The sequence below is a fragment of the Pseudothioclava arenosa genome (genome assembly GCF_002358085.1).
Taxonomy (GTDB): Bacteria; Pseudomonadota; Alphaproteobacteria; order Rhodobacterales; family Rhodobacteraceae; genus Pseudothioclava; species Pseudothioclava arenosa.
This window is the reverse complement of record NZ_NTJD01000002.1, coordinates 322,846-337,617: the sequence shown is the minus strand read 5'-3', so window position 1 is coordinate 337,617 and position 14,772 is coordinate 322,846. Positions and strand designations below refer to the sequence as shown.

The following is a 14,772-nucleotide window of genomic DNA, read 5'->3' as shown; positions in this document are numbered from 1 at the left end:
CTCAGTGCCCGCGCGCGGCCATGAAGGCCTGCAACCGCCGCAGCCCCTCTTCGATCCGCTCGGTCGATTGCGCATAGGAAAAGCGCAAGGTCTGCGCGCCCCGGATCGGGTCGAAATCGAGCCCCGGCGTCACCGCCACCCCGGCCTCTTCGAGGATCTCGCGCGCCAGCTCGCGGCTGTCCCCGGTCAGATCCGAGACATCGGCATAGACGTAGAACGCCCCATCGGGCGGCGCGATCTTGTCAAAGCCGATGCGCGGCAGGGTTTCGAGCATCAGCGTGCGGTTCTTCGCATAAACGGCGCGGTTCGCCTCCAGCTCGTCGATCGCCTCCAGCGCGCCAAGCGCGGCGATCTGGCTGGCGTGCGGGGGGCAGATGAACATGTTCTGCGCCAGCCGCTCGACGGTGCGCAGATGCGCCTCGGGCACGACCATCCAGCCGATCCGCCAGCCCGTCATCGAGAAATATTTCGAGAAGGAGTTGATCACATAGACGTCGTCGCTGACCTCCAGCGCCGTCACCGCGCGCTTGCCATAATCGAGCCCGTGGTAAATCTCATCCGAGATTACCGCGATGCCGCGCGCCTGCGCCGCCGCGATCAGCGCGGCCAGTTCGTCACGCCCCAGCATCGTGCTCGAGGGGTTGCCCGGCGAGGCCAGCATCAGGCCCTTCACGCCTTCGGGGATTTCTTCGGGCAGCGGCTGATAGCGGTTTTCGGGGCGGGTCTGGATGCCCACAGGCTCGACCGACATCGCGCGCAGGATCTGGCGATAGCTCGGATAGCCCGGCTCGCCGAGCGCGACCTTGTCGCCCGCGTCGAACAGCGCCGAGAAGGCCAGCAGGAACGCCCCCGACGAACCCGAGGTGATCACCACGCGCCTCGGATCGAGATCGACGCCGTAAACCCTCCGATAATACTCCGCGACGCCCGCGCGCAGCTCGGGCCGGCCCAAGGCCACCGTGTAACCCATCGCATCACGCGCCAGCGCCGCGATCAGCTTCGCACGCGCGGCGGCCGGTGCCGGGGTCGAGGGCTGCCCCACCTCCATATGGACGATATCGCGCCCCGCGGCCTCGGCGGCGCGCGCGGTCTCAACCACGTCCATCACAATGAAGGGATCAACCTGCCCACGGCTTGAGAAACGCATGTCACTGCTCCATTCTGCGCGCGACATCCATGCGCGATGGCCCCGCGGGGTGCAAGCCGAAAGCCCGAGGCGCGACGTCGCAGGGCCCGCACTTGCCCTTGCTCCGCCGCGCCCGAACCGCCATCAAGGCCCGAGCCGCCCCGCACCCGCCGGGGCCACAGAACAGGACCCACGAATGACCCGTAAACTTCTTGCCGCCCTTTCGCTCAGCTCCGCCATGGCGCTTCCCGCCGCCGCCTTCGATATCTCGGCGATGAGCGAGGGCGAGAAAGCCGCTTTCGGCGAGGCCGTGCGCGAATATCTGATGGCCAATCCCGAAGTACTGATCGAGTCGATCAATGTCCTCGAAGAGCGCCAGCAGGCGATGGAGGCGCAGAACGATCAGGTGCTGGTCGAGACCAACGCCAAGGACCTGTTCGAGGACGGTTATTCCTGGGTCGGTGGCAACCCCGACGGCGACGTGACCATCGTCGAGTTTCTCGACTACAAGTGCGGCTACTGCAAGAAGGCCTATCAAGAGGTTGAAAAGCTTCTGGAATCCGATGGCAATATCCGCTTCATCGTCAAGGAATTCCCGATCCTGGGCGAGCAATCCGACCTGTCGTCGCGCTTCGCCGTCGCGGTGCTGCAACTCGCCGGCCCCGAAGCCTATGAAAAGACGCATAACGCGATGATGGCCTTCCGCGGCGACTTCACCCTCGAAAGCCTGTCGCGGCTTGCCAAGGATCAGGGGCTGGATGCTGACGCGCTCCTCAAGCGGATGAACGAAGAAGAGGTCACCGCCGTGCTGCGCGCCAACCACCAGCTGGCCGAGCGGATGCGGATATCGGGCACCCCGGCTTTCGTCATCGGCGGCGAGCTGATGCGCGGTTATGCGCCGGTGAACGTGATGGAAAAGATCGTCGCCGACCAGCGCGGCTGAGACCCGCGAGGGGGGCTCTGCCCCCCCGTCCTTCGGACGCCCCCCGGGATATTTACGGCAAAATGAAGGGGCCCCTTCACTGAGCCCGAAATACTCCGGGGGGTAAATTTTTCACAGAAAAAGAGGTGGCGGCGGCCCCTGCCCTCAGGCCTCGTCAGCCTCGACGGCCTCGATCTCGGCGGCGCGTTTCTCCACCAGCTCGACGATATGATCGACCATCTTGTCGTTCGACAGCTTGTGGTCCTGCTTGCCCGCCAGATAGACCATCCCCGAGCCCGCACCGCCGCCGGTAAAGCCGATGTCGGTCATCAGCGCCTCGCCCGGCCCGTTCACCACGCAGCCGATGATCGAGAGGCTGAGCGGCGTCTTGATGTGTTCGAGCCGTTTCTCCAGCGCCTCGACCGTTTTGATCACGTCGAAGCCTTGCCGTGCGCAGCTCGGGCAGGAGATGATCTGCACGCCGCGGGTGCGCAGGCCGAGCGACTTCAGGATCTCGAAGCCGACCTTGACCTCTTCGACCGGATCGGCGGAAAGCGAGACGCGCAGCGTGTCGCCGATACCCATCCACAGCAGGTTGCCCAGCCCGATCGCCGACTTCACCGTGCCCGCCATCAGCCCGCCCGCCTCGGTAATGCCGAGGTGAATGGGCGCGTCGGTCACTTCGGCCAGCGCCTGATAGGCGGCGGCGGAGAGGAACACGTCCGAGGCTTTCACCGAGATCTTGAATTCGTGAAAATCATTGTCCTGCAGGAGCTTGATATGGTCGAGACCGCTTTCGACCATGGCCTCGGGGCAAGGCTCGCCGTATTTTTCCAGCAGGTGCTTTTCGAGGCTGCCCGCGTTCACGCCGATGCGGATCGAGCAACCGTGGTCCTTGGCGGCGCGCACCACCTCGGCCACGCGCTTCGCATCGCCGATATTGCCCGGATTGATACGCAGACAGGCGGCGCCAGCCTCGGCGGCCTCGATCGCGCGTTTGTAGTGGAAATGGATGTCGGCCACGATCGGCACCGGGCTTTCGCGGCAAATCTCGCGCAGGGCACGGGTCGAGGATTCGTCGGGCGTCGAGACCCGCACGATATCGGCCCCCACATCCGCCGCGCGGATCACCTGCGCCAGAGTCGCCTTCACATCCGAGCTGTCGGTGTTGGTCATCGTCTGCACCGAGATCGGCGCGTCGCCCCCCACCGGCACATTGCCGACCATGATCTGGCGCGACTTGCGGCGGTAGACATTGCGCCACGGGCGGATGTGATTGAGCGACATGCGCATCTCCTTCGGCTTTGGCCGGAACGTAAGTCAGCCGCCGCCCGAGGGCAACGGCTGTTGCGAGATCAGGGATCAGCTTGGTGTTACTGCGCGGGGCGCTGGCGCGGGCGCAGCGCATTGGCCGGAGCGGGCAGAACCTCGGGCGCCGGAGCGGCGATCGGGCCGGCATCGGCCACGGCGATCATGCTTGCCAAGTCGGCGTCGCGCCCCAGATCGGCGACAGCGAATTTCTGCGACAGCGCCTCGGGCGAGAGGGTGATGTTCTTGGTCACCTCGCCGCGCGCGCCAGCCGGGCCATGGGCCACGCCATTCACCGCGAAATAGATCGCGCCCGACTCGCCCGTGCGCATCACCGGCGGCTGTTCGAGCCGCGGCAGCGCGTAGCGTTCGCCAGCATCGAGCACCTTTTCAAAGATCACCGTGCCTTCCGCCGAGACGATCCGCACCCAGGACGGGCGCACCGCGAGAATCTCGACCTCGGGGGCGTCTTCGCCAAGCGCGCGCACCAGCGGCTCGGCCGAGGCAAGCGCGGTTGGGTCATCGGCGGCGGTGGCGACGGGCGCATCCTGCGTCGGCGCGCTCAGCCCGGCCAGAACGCCGGTGCTGTTCGGGTCGATCGCGGCGATCGGCCCGTCGCGGGACACGAGTTTGGGCACTTCGAGCGCGGCGGGGCGATAGATGCGATCAAGCGCCTCGGTCGAGGGCAGCTCGGGCATCGTGCCGACGGCTTCGGCGGTTTCGATGGGACGCACGGATTGCAGCGGGTCAAGCTCGGCCAGAACGCCCGGCACCTGATCGACCGGGGCCAGCTGCACGCGCTGCACCTCTTGCAGCACCGACCAGCCGCCATAGCCGATCCCGCTGGCCAGCAGCAGAAGCACCAGAACCGAGCCGACAGCGCGCGGCTCGATCTTGGTCCAGAAGGCCTCGCCACGCGGCACGAAGCTCGCGTTCGGGTCGGCCAGCGGCTCGGCCACGATCGGACGCGCGCGTTTCGGGCCCGAAGCGGCCGCGGCCATACCATGGGTGGGGGTGAAGCCCGCCTCTTTGCAGAAGCGCTCAAAGGCCCAGTCCGGGTCCATACCCAGATAGCGCGCGTAGGAGCGCACGTAACCGGCGATGAACGAGGGGGTCTCGAAGGCATCGACGTCGCAGGCTTCGATCGCCGCGATATGCGAGGCCTTGATCCGGAGTTCGCGCTGAACATCAAGGAGCGACTTGGCGAGCGTCGCCCGCTCGCCGCGCATCACATCACCTAGCCGAAGCTCGAAGTCGTCAAAGCCTTTCGGTTTGACCTCTTCTTGTGCCGAAGGTCCGTCCTTCCGCCCGATCATGCGCCTGTCCTGCCCCAATATCGCTAAATCTTGCCGATTCGCGTCGTGCTATTCACGAAACTTGCTACGAGACTAACACAGCCGCGTGAACGATGCATCGGCAGAAAAAGCTCAGGCGCTCGCTTCGGCACGATTCAGCGCACAGCGCGACCACAGGCTGTCGATCGAGCGCACGAGGTGGTCGATCTGGTCCGTGGTATGCACCGGCGAGGGCGTGAAACGCAGCCGTTCGGTGCCACGCGGCACGGTCGGGAAGTTGATCGGCTGCACGTAGATGCCGAATTCCGACAGCAGCATGTCCGAGAGCGCCTTGCAGTGCACGGGATCGCCGATGATGACCGGCACGATATGGGTGCCATGGTCGATGATCGGCAGGCCAAGCGCGCGCAGGCGCATCTTGAGGATCTTGGCGTGCAGCTGCTGGGCGTCACGCAGTTTCTGGCCCTCTTCGGTCTTGAGGAAGGCGATCGAGGCCGCAGCGCCCGCCGCGACTGCCGGCGGCAGCGAGGTGGTGAAGATGAAGCCCGGCGCGTAGGAGCGGATCGCGTCGACCATGCGGGCCGAGGCCGCGACATAGCCGCCGAAGACGCCAAAGGCCTTGCCCAGCGTGCCGTTGATGATGTCGATGCGATGCGCGAGGTTGTCGCGCTCCGAGATGCCGCCGCCGTGACGGCCATACATGCCGACCGCGTGCACCTCGTCGAGATAGGTCAGCGCGCCGAACTCGTCAGCCAGATCGCAGAAGCCCTTGATCGGGCCAATGTCGCCATCCATCGAATAGATCGACTCAAAGGCGATCAGCTTCGGCGCAGCCGGATCGTCGGCCTCAAGAAGCTGGCGCAGGTGGGCGAGATCGTTGTGGCGGAAGATCCGCTTGTGGCCACCGCCGCGGCGGATGCCCTCGATCATCGAGGCGTGGTTCAGCTCGTCGGAATAGATGATCAGGCCGGGGAACAGAATGCGCAGGGTCGAAAGCGTCGCGTCATTGGCGATATAGGCCGAGGAGAAGACCAGCGCGGCCTCCTTGCCATGCAGCCCCGCGATCTCGGTCTCGAGGCGCTTGTGATAGGCCGTCGTGCCCGAGATGTTGCGCGTGCCGCCCGAGCCCGCGCCCACCGCGTCCAGCGCTTCGTGCATCGCGCTCAGAACCGCCGGGTGCTGGCCCATGCCCAGATAGTCGTTGCCACACCAGACGGTGATTTCCTGGCGCGCGCCGTCGGGGCGGTTCCAGGTCGCTTTCGGGAAGTTCCCCTTCTCACGCTCGATATCGATAAAGGTGCGATAACGGCCTTCTTCGTGGAGCCGGGTGATCGCCTGTTCCAGAGCGTGATCGTAGTTCATCGGTGTAATCCTCGCCTATTCGCTGGGCTATTGCCTAGCTTCCCTGCCTGCGCGCGACCTTGATAAAGGTCAATCCTCCCCCTTGGGAGCGCAAAAATGTCGCAGATCCACATCTTTTGCAAACATTCAATTTTTGGAAGATGAAATTTCCCCCACGCCCTTCTGGACTATCCCGTGCGCCTCGCTAGGCTGCCGCCAAAAGGAGGCGCCCATGTCACTCGAGGCCATTCTCACCCGTATCGATGAAAATCTTCCCGCCGCGCAAGAGCGACTTTTGGACCTGTTGCGGATCCCGTCGATTTCCACCGATCCCGCCTATATCCCGCAAACCGAAGCCGCCGCCGACTGGCTGGTTCGCGAATTGCAAGAGATTGGTTTCAAAGCGGAAAAACGGACCACTCCCGGGCATCCGATGGTCGTCGCCCGCCACGAGGCGCCGAGGCCGCATATCCTGTTCTACGGCCATTACGACGTGCAGCCGGTCGACCCGCTGTCTCTCTGGAGCCGTGACCCCTTCGACCCCGCAATCGAGGAAACCCCGAAAGGCGCGGTGATCCGGGGCCGCGGCGCCTCGGATGACAAGGGTCAACTGATGACCTTCCTCGAAGCCTGTCGCGCCTGGCGTGAGGTCACGGGAGATTTACCGGGCAACCTGACGATTTTCTTCGAGGGCGAGGAAGAATCAGGCTCGCCCTCGCTCATTCCCTTCATGAAAGAGAATGCCGACGAGCTCAGCGCCGATCTCGCGCTGATCTGCGACACCGGGCTTTTCGGCCATGACACCCCCGCGATCGTGACCATGCTGCGCGGCCTCTCCAAGGTCGAGCTGACCCTGAAAGCCGCGAACAAGGACCTGCATTCGGGCATGTTCGGCGGCCTCGCGATCAACCCGATCCGCGTGCTGACCCACATCCTCGGGAGCCTGCAGGACGATCTGGGCCGCGTCACGATCCCGGGCTTCTACGACGGCGTCGCCGAGCTCTCGCCAGAGGTCGCCGCGCAATGGCAAGGCCTTGGCTTCGACGCCACCAGCTTCCTCGGCGAGGTCGGCCTGTCGCAGCCCGCCGGCGAGGCCGATCGCAGCCCGCTCGAACAGATCTGGTCACGCCCCACCGCCGAGATCAACGGCATCTGGGGCGGCTATACCGGCGCGGGCTTCAAGACCGTGCTGCCTGCCGAGGCGCATGCGAAAATCTCGTTCCGCCTCGTCGGCCAGCAGGACCCGGAAAAGGTTCTGGCCAATTTCCGCAAGTGGTTCGAGGCGCAACTGCCCGCCGATGTCAGCGTCGACTGGCGTGAACCCGAAGCCAGCCCGGCCTCGATGATGTCGCTGGAAAACCCCGCCTTCGAGGCTGCCCGCCAGGCGCTTTCGGAAGAATGGGGCACGCCCGCCGCCTTCGTCGGCTGCGGCGGCTCGATCCCGATCGCGGGCTATTTCAAAACGCTTCTCGACACCGACGCGATGCTCATCGGCTTCGCCCGCGACGACGATCAGATCCACTCGCCGAACGAGAAATACGACGTCGAGTGTTTCCACAAGGGCATCCGCTCCTGGGCACGCATCCTCGACCGCATCGCGGGCTGAAACGGCAAAGGGGGCTCCGCCTCCCGTCCTTCGGACGCCCCCCGGGATATTTGCGGCAAAATGAAGGACACCCCTTTCACTGAGCCCGAAATACTCCGGGGGTGAATTTTTCGCAGAAAAAGAGGGGGCAGCGCCCCCTGCCCGGTCAGACCACCATGTCGTCGCGATGGATCAGGGCGGCCCGGCCCGGGTAGCCGAGGATCTCGGCGATCTCGCCCGAGCGGTGACCGGCGATGGCGCGCGCCTCTTCGGCGGTGTAGCGCACGAGCCCCTTGCCGAGCATCTCGCGCCCGGGCCCCATGATCACCACCGGCTCGCCGCGTCCGAAGCGGCCGACGACCTTGGTTACGCCCGCCGGCAGGAGCGACTTGCCCGAGGAAAGTGCGCGCGCGGCGCCGTCGTCGATGAAAAGCTCGCCCTTGGGTTTCATCGCCGCGATCCAGCGTTTGCGCGCCGCCTGCGGGTCGTCTTCGGGCAGGAACCACGAGCACAGCGCGCCCTCGGCCAAAGCCTTGAGCGGGCGCGGCACGGCGCCTTGGGTGATGACCATCGCACAGCCCGCGCCCACGGCGGTTTTCGCCGCCATCAGCTTGGTCTTCATGCCGCCCTTCGAGACCCCCGACACCGGATCGCCCGCCATCGCCTCGATCTCGGGGGTGATCTGCGCGATCACCGGCAAGTGGCGCGCCTCGGGGTCGGTCTGCGGGTTCGCGGTGTAGAGCCCGTCGACGTCGGACAGCAGCACCAGCTGATCGGCACCGATCGTCACCGCCACCTGCGCGGCAAGCCGGTCATTGTCCCCAAAGCGGATCTCGTCGGTGGCGACGGTGTCGTTCTCGTTCACGATCGGCACGGTGCCGAGCGACAGGAGCGTCTCCATCGTCGCGCGCGAATTGAGGTAGCGGCGGCGATCTTCGGTATCTTCGAGCGTCACCAGAACCTGCGCGGCGGTCACGCCATGCGGGGCGAGCGCCTCCTGATAGGCACGGGCGAGCTGAATTTGCCCGACCGCAGCGGCAGCCTGCGATTGTTCCAAAGACAGCGCGCCTGCGGGCAGGCCCAGAACCCGGCGCCCCAGCGCGATCGAGCCGGACGAGACCAGCACCACATCCGCGCCGCGCGCGCGCGCCTCGGCCACATCCGCGGCCAGCCCTTCGAGCCAGCCGGCGCGCAATCCCTTGGCATCCACCAGAAGCGCCGAGCCGATCTTCAGCACAAGCCGCTTCGCCGCCCCGATCGAGGGCGCCTCGGTCAGGGTTGCCACGGAGCGTCCTCCTCCTCGGTGGCGCGATCGGCCGCGATCTCGGCCCAGAGCGCGCGCAGCACTTCGTTCACGCCCCGCTTGGCGACGCCGGACATCAGGAAAATCGGCCCCTCGACCGCTTTCTCCAGCGCGCGCTTGCGGTTCGAAAGCGTCTTCGGGTCGAGCGCGTCGATCTTGTTGAGCACGGTCACGCGCGGTTTCTCGGCCAACTCGGGCGAGTAGGCCTCAAGCTCGGCGATGATCGTGCGGTAATCCTTGGTCAGCGTCGACGAGGTGCCATCGACCAGGTGCAAGAGCACCGAGCAGCGCTCGACATGGCCGAGGAACTGATCGCCAAGGCCGCGGCCTTCCGAAGCGCCTTCGATCAGGCCGGGAATATCGGCGATAACAAACTCGCGCCCGTCAACACCAACGACGCCGAGGTTCGGCACCAGCGTGGTGAACGGGTAATCGGCGATCTTCGGACGCGCGTTCGACACGGCGGCCAGAAAGGTCGACTTGCCCGCGTTCGGCAGGCCCAACAGCCCCGCATCCGCGATCAGCTTGAGCCGCAGCCAGATCGTGCGCTCGACACCCTCCTGCCCCGGATTGGCGCGCGAGGGCGAGCGGTTCGTCGCGGATTTGAAGCGCAGGTTGCCCCAGCCGCCATTGCCGCCCTTGGCCAGGAGCACGCGCTGGCCGACCTCGGTCAGGTCGGCGATCACGGTCTCCTCGTCCTCGTCGAGGATCTCGGTGCCCACCGGCACCTTCAGCACGATATCGTCGCCATCCTTGCCCGTGCACTGCGAGCCCATGCCGTGCTGGCCGTTCTTGGCAAAGAAATGCTGCTGATAGCGGAAGTCGATGAGCGTGTTCAGCCCCTCGACCGCCTCGACCCAGACCGAGCCGCCCTTGCCGCCATCGCCGCCATCAGGGCCGCCGAATTCGATGAACTTCTCGCGCCGGAACGAGACACAGCCCGCGCCGCCGCCGCCCGAGCGGATGTAAACTTTGGCGAGATCGAGAAATTTCATGCGTTTTGGTCCTTTCGTGCCAAGGCGCCGAGATACGCCTTGCGCGCGCGCAATTCAAGCGGGCTTTCCGAAGGGGCGCGCCGCGCCGGTGCGTATTTGGGCCAAGAAGAAACCCCTTCGCTTCTTCTTGGCCCAAATACGCCGGGAGGGTCCGGGAGGGCTGGCCCTCCCGGCAGACTCACATCTTGCGCAGATAGGTCCAGGTCGGGACCGAACGGCCGCGCGCGACCGACCAGGCCTCGGCATCGCCGAGGTATTCGAAGCCGCAATTGGTCAGGACGCGGGCCGAGCCGGGATTGTCCTGAAACACTTCGGCAAAGAGCGTGCGCGCGCGATGCGGGTTGGCCGCGACCAGCGCCGCCACCGCCTCGGAAGCGAAGCCCGCGTTCCAGAAGCCCGGCCCGATCCAGTAGCCGATCTCGGACTGGTCGACCTCGACGCGCTGCAGCGAGATCACGCCGAGCACCTCGGCCAGCCCCTGCGCGGAGCCGTCGAGCACCCAGACATCCTCGGCGTGTTTTTCCGCCATGGCGCGGGCGACGAAATTCTCGGCCGTGCCCGGCGGCAGCGGATGCGGGATCGCACGCGTGCCTTCGGCGACGCGCTTGTCGCCAGCATAATGCGCGATCAGCCCCGCATCAGACGCGCGCGGCGGGCGCAGAACGAAGCGTTCGGCCTCGATCACAGGCTGATCATGGGCCTGAAGCCCCGAAATCTTTTCCTGAAGCATGCGGTCCTCCTCGAACGCATGGGACGCGGAAATTCTCTTTCCTAACGCCCTAAACTTAAAATCCGGCAAAGACATGACAAGATGACAGGTCTTCACATTCCCGCGTCGGTCCGCTCCTCCTGGCCCAACGGCCACGTCCCGAAACGAAAAGGGGGACCGGCTTGCGCCGATCCCCCAAACTACCTGGTTCGGTATCGGCTTATTCGGCCGCCTCCGCGGTGGGAAGAACCGAAATGAAGGTGCGGCCCTTGAGGCCTTTGCGGAAGGTGACTTTGCCTTCGGACGTGGCGAAGATGGTGTGATCTTTCCCCATACCGACGCCTTCACCCGGCCACCATTTGGTGCCGCGCTGACGCACGATGATGTTGCCCGGAATCGCTTCCTGGCCACCGTAGAGTTTCACGCCAAGGCGACGACCGGCGGAGTCGCGGCCGTTACGGGACGAACCGCCTGCTTTCTTGTGTGCCATGGATCAGTCTCCTCTTACTTCGCTTCATGCGCGGCACGGCGCGCAACAGCGGTGCCAACGGCTTCCTTCACGCCCGAGGCAGCGGCGCCCGAGGCGAGAACCTCGGTCACGCGCACCAGCGTCAGTTTCTGACGGTGGCCACGGGTGCGCTGCGACGAATGTTTGCGGCGGCGCTTGTGATAGGTGATGACCTTGTCGGCCTTGATGTTGTCGATGACCTCGGCCACGACCGCAGCGCCTTCAACAGTGGGGGCGCCAACGGTCAGCGTGTCGCCGCCAACCATCAGAATTTCGTTGAACTGGACTTTGTCGCCAGCTTCGGCCGCAATCAGTTCGACGCGGAGCACATCGCCCGCCTGAACCTTGTATTGCTTGCCGCCAGTCTTGAGGACCGCAAACATGGGTCTTTCCTTTTTCCTGCCGCGTCCTGTGGCCCCTTGCGGTGTTGCCGGGTCACCCCGCCGTCGGACAGCGCGCCCTTGCGGGCGAGATCAAAAATGAGCCGGGCGGAAAGAGACTCCTCCCGCCCGGTTCGCGGCTTATCCGGGATCGCCGGGCGCGAGTCAAGCGATTTAAGGCAGTTTCGCGCCCCAGCGCGCGAGTGCCTCGGCGGCTGCGATCCGGCGCTGCCCCGAGCCCGTCCCGATCGCCCCCGGCGTGCGCGAGAGCCGCGGCGCGGGCGCGGGCTGATCGCGGCCCTCGTGGCGCAGATAGGCGCCGCGGGCGGCGTTTTGCGGATGGGCGCGCGCCTCGGCAAGGCTCAACACCGGGGTTGCGCAGGCGTCAGTCGCCGCGAACACCGCCGCCCAATCGTTGCGCGACCGGCTGGCGAAGCGCCGCGCAAAGACCTCGCGCAGGGCAGGCCAGTTCTCGGCCCGGGCACGGTCGGGCAGCGCGGCTGGCTCCAGCTCCAGCCCCGACAGCAGCGCGGCATAGAACTGCGGCTCAAGCGCGCCCACGGCCATGTGCCCGCCGCAGGCGCAGGCATAGGTCGTGTAAAAAGGCGCCGCGCCATCAAGCAGGTTCGCGCCGCGCCGATCCGCCCAGAGGCCTTCCTGCGCCATGCCGGTGATCATCGCCAGCAGATGCGCGACGCCATCGGTGATCGCGCAATCCACCACCTGCCCCTGCCCCGAGACGCGCGCCTGCCACAGCGCCGCGAGCATCCCGAAGGCAAGGTAGATCCCGCCGCCGCCGAAATCCCCCAGCAGGTTCAGCGGGATCGCAGGCGCGTCGCCCCCCATCGCATGAAGCGCGCCGCTCAGCGCGATGTAATTGATGTCGTGCCCCGCGCGGTCGGCCAGCGGCCCCTCCTGCCCCCAGCCGGTCATCCGGCCATAGACCAGCGCGGGATGGTCGGGGAAATCGTCAGGCCCCAGCCCCAGCCGCTCCATCACGCCCGGGCGCATCCCCTCGATCAGCGCATCGGCCCGCGCGATCAGGGCGCGCGCGGCGGCCCGGCCCTCGGGCGATTTCAGGTCCAGCTCGACGACATCGCGGCCTCGGTCCAGCAGGTCGTTTTCCAGCCCCAGCACATGCGCCTTCGCGCCCGCCGATCCGGGGCGCGCGATGCGGATCACCTCGGCACCCATATCGGCCAGGCACATGGCGGCAAAGGGCGTGGGGCCGAGCCCCGAGAACTCGACGATGCGCAGCCCCGCAAGCGGGCCGGTGGCGGTTGTGGTCATGCTATCCTCCCGACGCCGGGGGCTTTGCGCCCCCGGACCCCCGCAGCGTATTTTCCCCAAGAAGAAGAGGACAAGCGCCACTCGAAATGACGCAGCGTCATCTGTTTCTTCTTGGTCCCAATACGCCCGCCGGAGGCGTCCCGCGGCAAGCCAGAGGCTCAGCCTGCGGCTTTTTCTTCAAGCGTGAGCCACTCTTCCTCGGCGGCGTCCAGCGCGGCCTGACGCTCGCCCAGCATCTCGGTGGCCTTGGCGAATTTCACCGGCTCGCGGGTGAACAGGTCCGGGTCGGACAGCAATTCGTTGAGCTTGCCGATTTCGCGTTCGAGCTTTTCGATCACGCCGGGAAGCTCTTCGAGGCGGTGTTTCTCGGTAAAGCTCAGGCCGGATTTCTTCGGCGCTTCTTTGACCGGAGCCTCTTTCGGGGCGTCAGGCTTTTTCGCGGCAGCGGGTTTCGCCGCCTCGGGGGCCGCCAGCGCGCGCTGGGTCTGATAGTCGGTCCAGCCGCCGGCATAGACGGTCGCGCGCCCGTCGCCCTCCATCGCGATCGTCGTGGTCGCCACGCGGTCGATGAAATCGCGATCGTGGCTGACCAGCAGCACCGTGCCGTCATACTCGCCCAGGATATCCTGCAACAGGTCCAGCGTCTCGACATCGAGATCGTTCGTCGGTTCGTCGAGGATCAGGAGGTTCGAGGGCTTCGCCATGATCCGCGCCAGCAAAAGCCGCGCACGTTCGCCCCCCGAGAGCGAGCCGATCGGGGCGCGCGCCTGCGCCTCGTCGAACAGGAAGTCCTTGAGATAGGCCACGACATGCTTGGGCTGGCCGCGCACCATCACCTGATCCGAGCGTCCCGAGACCCGCATCTCGGGGTCGTTGACCAGCCCGTCCCAGAGCGTCTGCTCGAAATTCAGCGTGGCGCGGGCCTGATCGAAGACGGCGATTTCGAGGTTCTTGCCCAGCGTGAGCGTGCCGGCATCGGGGGCAACCTCGCCGACCAGCATCTTCAAAAGCGTGGTCTTGCCGACACCATTCGGGCCGACAAAGGCCACGCGGTCGCCGCGCATCACGCGCAGGTCGAAGTTCTTCACGATCTGCTTGTCACCAAAGCTCTTGCACAGCCCGCGCGCTTCGATCACCCGCTTGCCCGATTGCGGCGCGGTGTCCAGCTCCAGCGCGGCGGTGCCCTGACGGCGGATTTGGGCGGCGCGTTCGGCGCGCAGATCCTGCAGCGCGCGCACCCGGCCCATGTTGCGCTTGCGCCGCGCCGAGATCCCCTCGACCGCCCATTTCGCCTCGGCCTTGATCTTGCGATCGAGCTTGTGACGCGCCTCGTCCTCTTCGGCCCAGACCTGCTCACGCCACTCCTCGAACGCCTCAAAGCCGCGTTCCTGCCGGCGCACCTGCCCGCGGTCGATCCACAAGGTCGCGCGCGTCAGATGCCGCAAAAAGGCGCGGTCGTGCGAGATCAGCACGAAGGCGGTGCGGGTATCGCGCAGCTGTTCTTCGAGCCAGCCAATCGCCTGGATGTCGAGGTGGTTGGTCGGCTCGTCCAGAAGCATCAGCTCGGGCGCCTCGGCCAAGAGCTTCGCCAGCGCGGCGCGGCGGCGCTCCCCGCCCGAGGCGGTCGCGATCGGCGTCTCGGGGCGGAACTTCAGCCCCTCGGCCACCATCTCGACACGGTAGGCTTCGGACGGATCGAGCGCCGAGGCGGCAAATTCGCCCAGCGTCGCAAAGCCCGACAGATCGGGTTCCTGCTCCATGTAGCCCACGCGCACGCCGGCAGGCACGACACGCTCGCCATGGTCGGGCTCGATCAGCCCCGCCATCACCTTCATCAGCGTCGACTTGCCCGAGCCGTTGCGCCCGACCAGGGCCACCCGGTCGCCCTGCTGGACGACCAGATCGAGCCCGTCGAAAACGGGGTTACCACCGAAGGTGAGCGAGATGCCGGAGAGCTGCAAAAGGGGTGCGCGTGCCATGGCTCCCCGCTAGCGGGACGCGTGCGAAAGG

Annotated in this window: 13 protein-coding genes; 2 read left to right on the top strand and 11 right to left on the bottom strand. The window is 66.1% G+C overall.

Translation table 11 applies throughout. The annotated features are described in order from the left end of the window. Position 1: 1 nt before the first annotated feature. On the bottom strand, positions 2-1,147 hold the full coding sequence (locus CLN94_RS03915; protein ID WP_096431488.1) for a pyridoxal phosphate-dependent aminotransferase: 1,146 nt from the start codon (positions 1,145-1,147) through the stop codon (positions 2-4). 175 nt (positions 1,148-1,322) lie between these two features. Between CLN94_RS03915 and CLN94_RS03910 the strand changes: the two genes are divergently transcribed. Beyond that, positions 1,323-2,069 (top strand): DsbA family protein, encoded by a 747-nt coding sequence (locus tag CLN94_RS03910; protein WP_096431317.1) that lies wholly within the window; start codon positions 1,323-1,325, stop codon positions 2,067-2,069. 144 nt (positions 2,070-2,213) lie between these two features. On the opposite strand, the gene ispG is transcribed toward CLN94_RS03910, so the two are convergent. The 3 genes from ispG to hemA all read right to left on the bottom strand — a co-directional run bounded on the left by ispG (position 2,214) and on the right by hemA (position 6,013). Continuing rightward, positions 2,214-3,335, bottom strand: coding sequence for a flavodoxin-dependent (E)-4-hydroxy-3-methylbut-2-enyl-diphosphate synthase (gene ispG, locus CLN94_RS03905; RefSeq protein ID WP_096431486.1), 1,122 nt, complete (start codon positions 3,333-3,335; stop codon positions 2,214-2,216). Between the two features lie 86 nt (positions 3,336-3,421). Further along, positions 3,422-4,672: a helix-turn-helix domain-containing protein gene (locus tag CLN94_RS03900; RefSeq protein WP_096431315.1), complete on the bottom strand. Its 1,251-nt coding sequence runs from the start codon at positions 4,670-4,672 to the stop codon at positions 3,422-3,424. Between the two features lie 111 nt (positions 4,673-4,783). Then, complete coding sequence (gene hemA / locus CLN94_RS03895) at positions 4,784-6,013, bottom strand: 5-aminolevulinate synthase (protein WP_096431313.1); 1,230 nt, start codon at positions 6,011-6,013, stop codon at positions 4,784-4,786. 211 nt (positions 6,014-6,224) lie between these two features. Here hemA and CLN94_RS03890 point away from each other — a divergent pair, with 211 nt between their 5' ends. Beyond that, complete coding sequence (locus tag CLN94_RS03890) at positions 6,225-7,598, top strand: M20/M25/M40 family metallo-hydrolase (RefSeq protein ID WP_096431311.1); 1,374 nt, start codon at positions 6,225-6,227, stop codon at positions 7,596-7,598. Positions 7,599-7,743: 145 nt separating this feature from the next. Here CLN94_RS03890 and proB read toward each other — a convergent pair whose 3' ends face one another. The 7 genes from proB to CLN94_RS03855 form a co-directional block, all read right to left on the bottom strand. After that, positions 7,744-8,862: a glutamate 5-kinase gene (gene proB / locus CLN94_RS03885; RefSeq protein ID WP_096431309.1), complete on the bottom strand. Its 1,119-nt coding sequence runs from the start codon at positions 8,860-8,862 to the stop codon at positions 7,744-7,746. Then, the gene (gene obgE, locus CLN94_RS03880; protein ID WP_096431307.1) at positions 8,850-9,875 is read right to left on the bottom strand and encodes a GTPase ObgE; all 1,026 of its coding nucleotides are present in this window, start codon (positions 9,873-9,875) and stop codon (positions 8,850-8,852) included. The genes proB and obgE overlap by 13 nt, the downstream gene beginning before the upstream one ends. 178 nt (positions 9,876-10,053) lie before the next feature. Continuing rightward, positions 10,054-10,605, bottom strand: coding sequence for a GNAT family N-acetyltransferase (locus tag CLN94_RS03875; protein ID WP_096431305.1), 552 nt, complete (start codon positions 10,603-10,605; stop codon positions 10,054-10,056). Positions 10,606-10,804: 199 nt separating this feature from the next. Further along, the gene (gene rpmA, locus CLN94_RS03870) at positions 10,805-11,074 is read right to left on the bottom strand and encodes a 50S ribosomal protein L27 (RefSeq protein ID WP_096431303.1); all 270 of its coding nucleotides are present in this window, start codon (positions 11,072-11,074) and stop codon (positions 10,805-10,807) included. Positions 11,075-11,088: 14 nt separating this feature from the next. Further along, positions 11,089-11,475 (bottom strand): 50S ribosomal protein L21, encoded by a 387-nt coding sequence (gene rplU / locus CLN94_RS03865; protein ID WP_096431301.1) that lies wholly within the window; start codon positions 11,473-11,475, stop codon positions 11,089-11,091. A gap of 171 nt (positions 11,476-11,646) precedes the next feature. Continuing rightward, positions 11,647-12,762 carry a CaiB/BaiF CoA transferase family protein gene (locus CLN94_RS03860; RefSeq protein ID WP_096431299.1) on the bottom strand — a complete coding sequence of 372 codons (1,116 nt, stop codon included), beginning with the start codon at positions 12,760-12,762 and terminating at the stop codon, positions 11,647-11,649. A 158-nt stretch (positions 12,763-12,920) separates the two neighbouring features. Next, positions 12,921-14,741, bottom strand: a complete 1,821-nt coding sequence (locus CLN94_RS03855) for an ABC-F family ATP-binding cassette domain-containing protein (protein WP_096431297.1) — start codon at positions 14,739-14,741, stop codon at positions 12,921-12,923. Positions 14,742-14,772 lie beyond the last annotated feature (31 nt).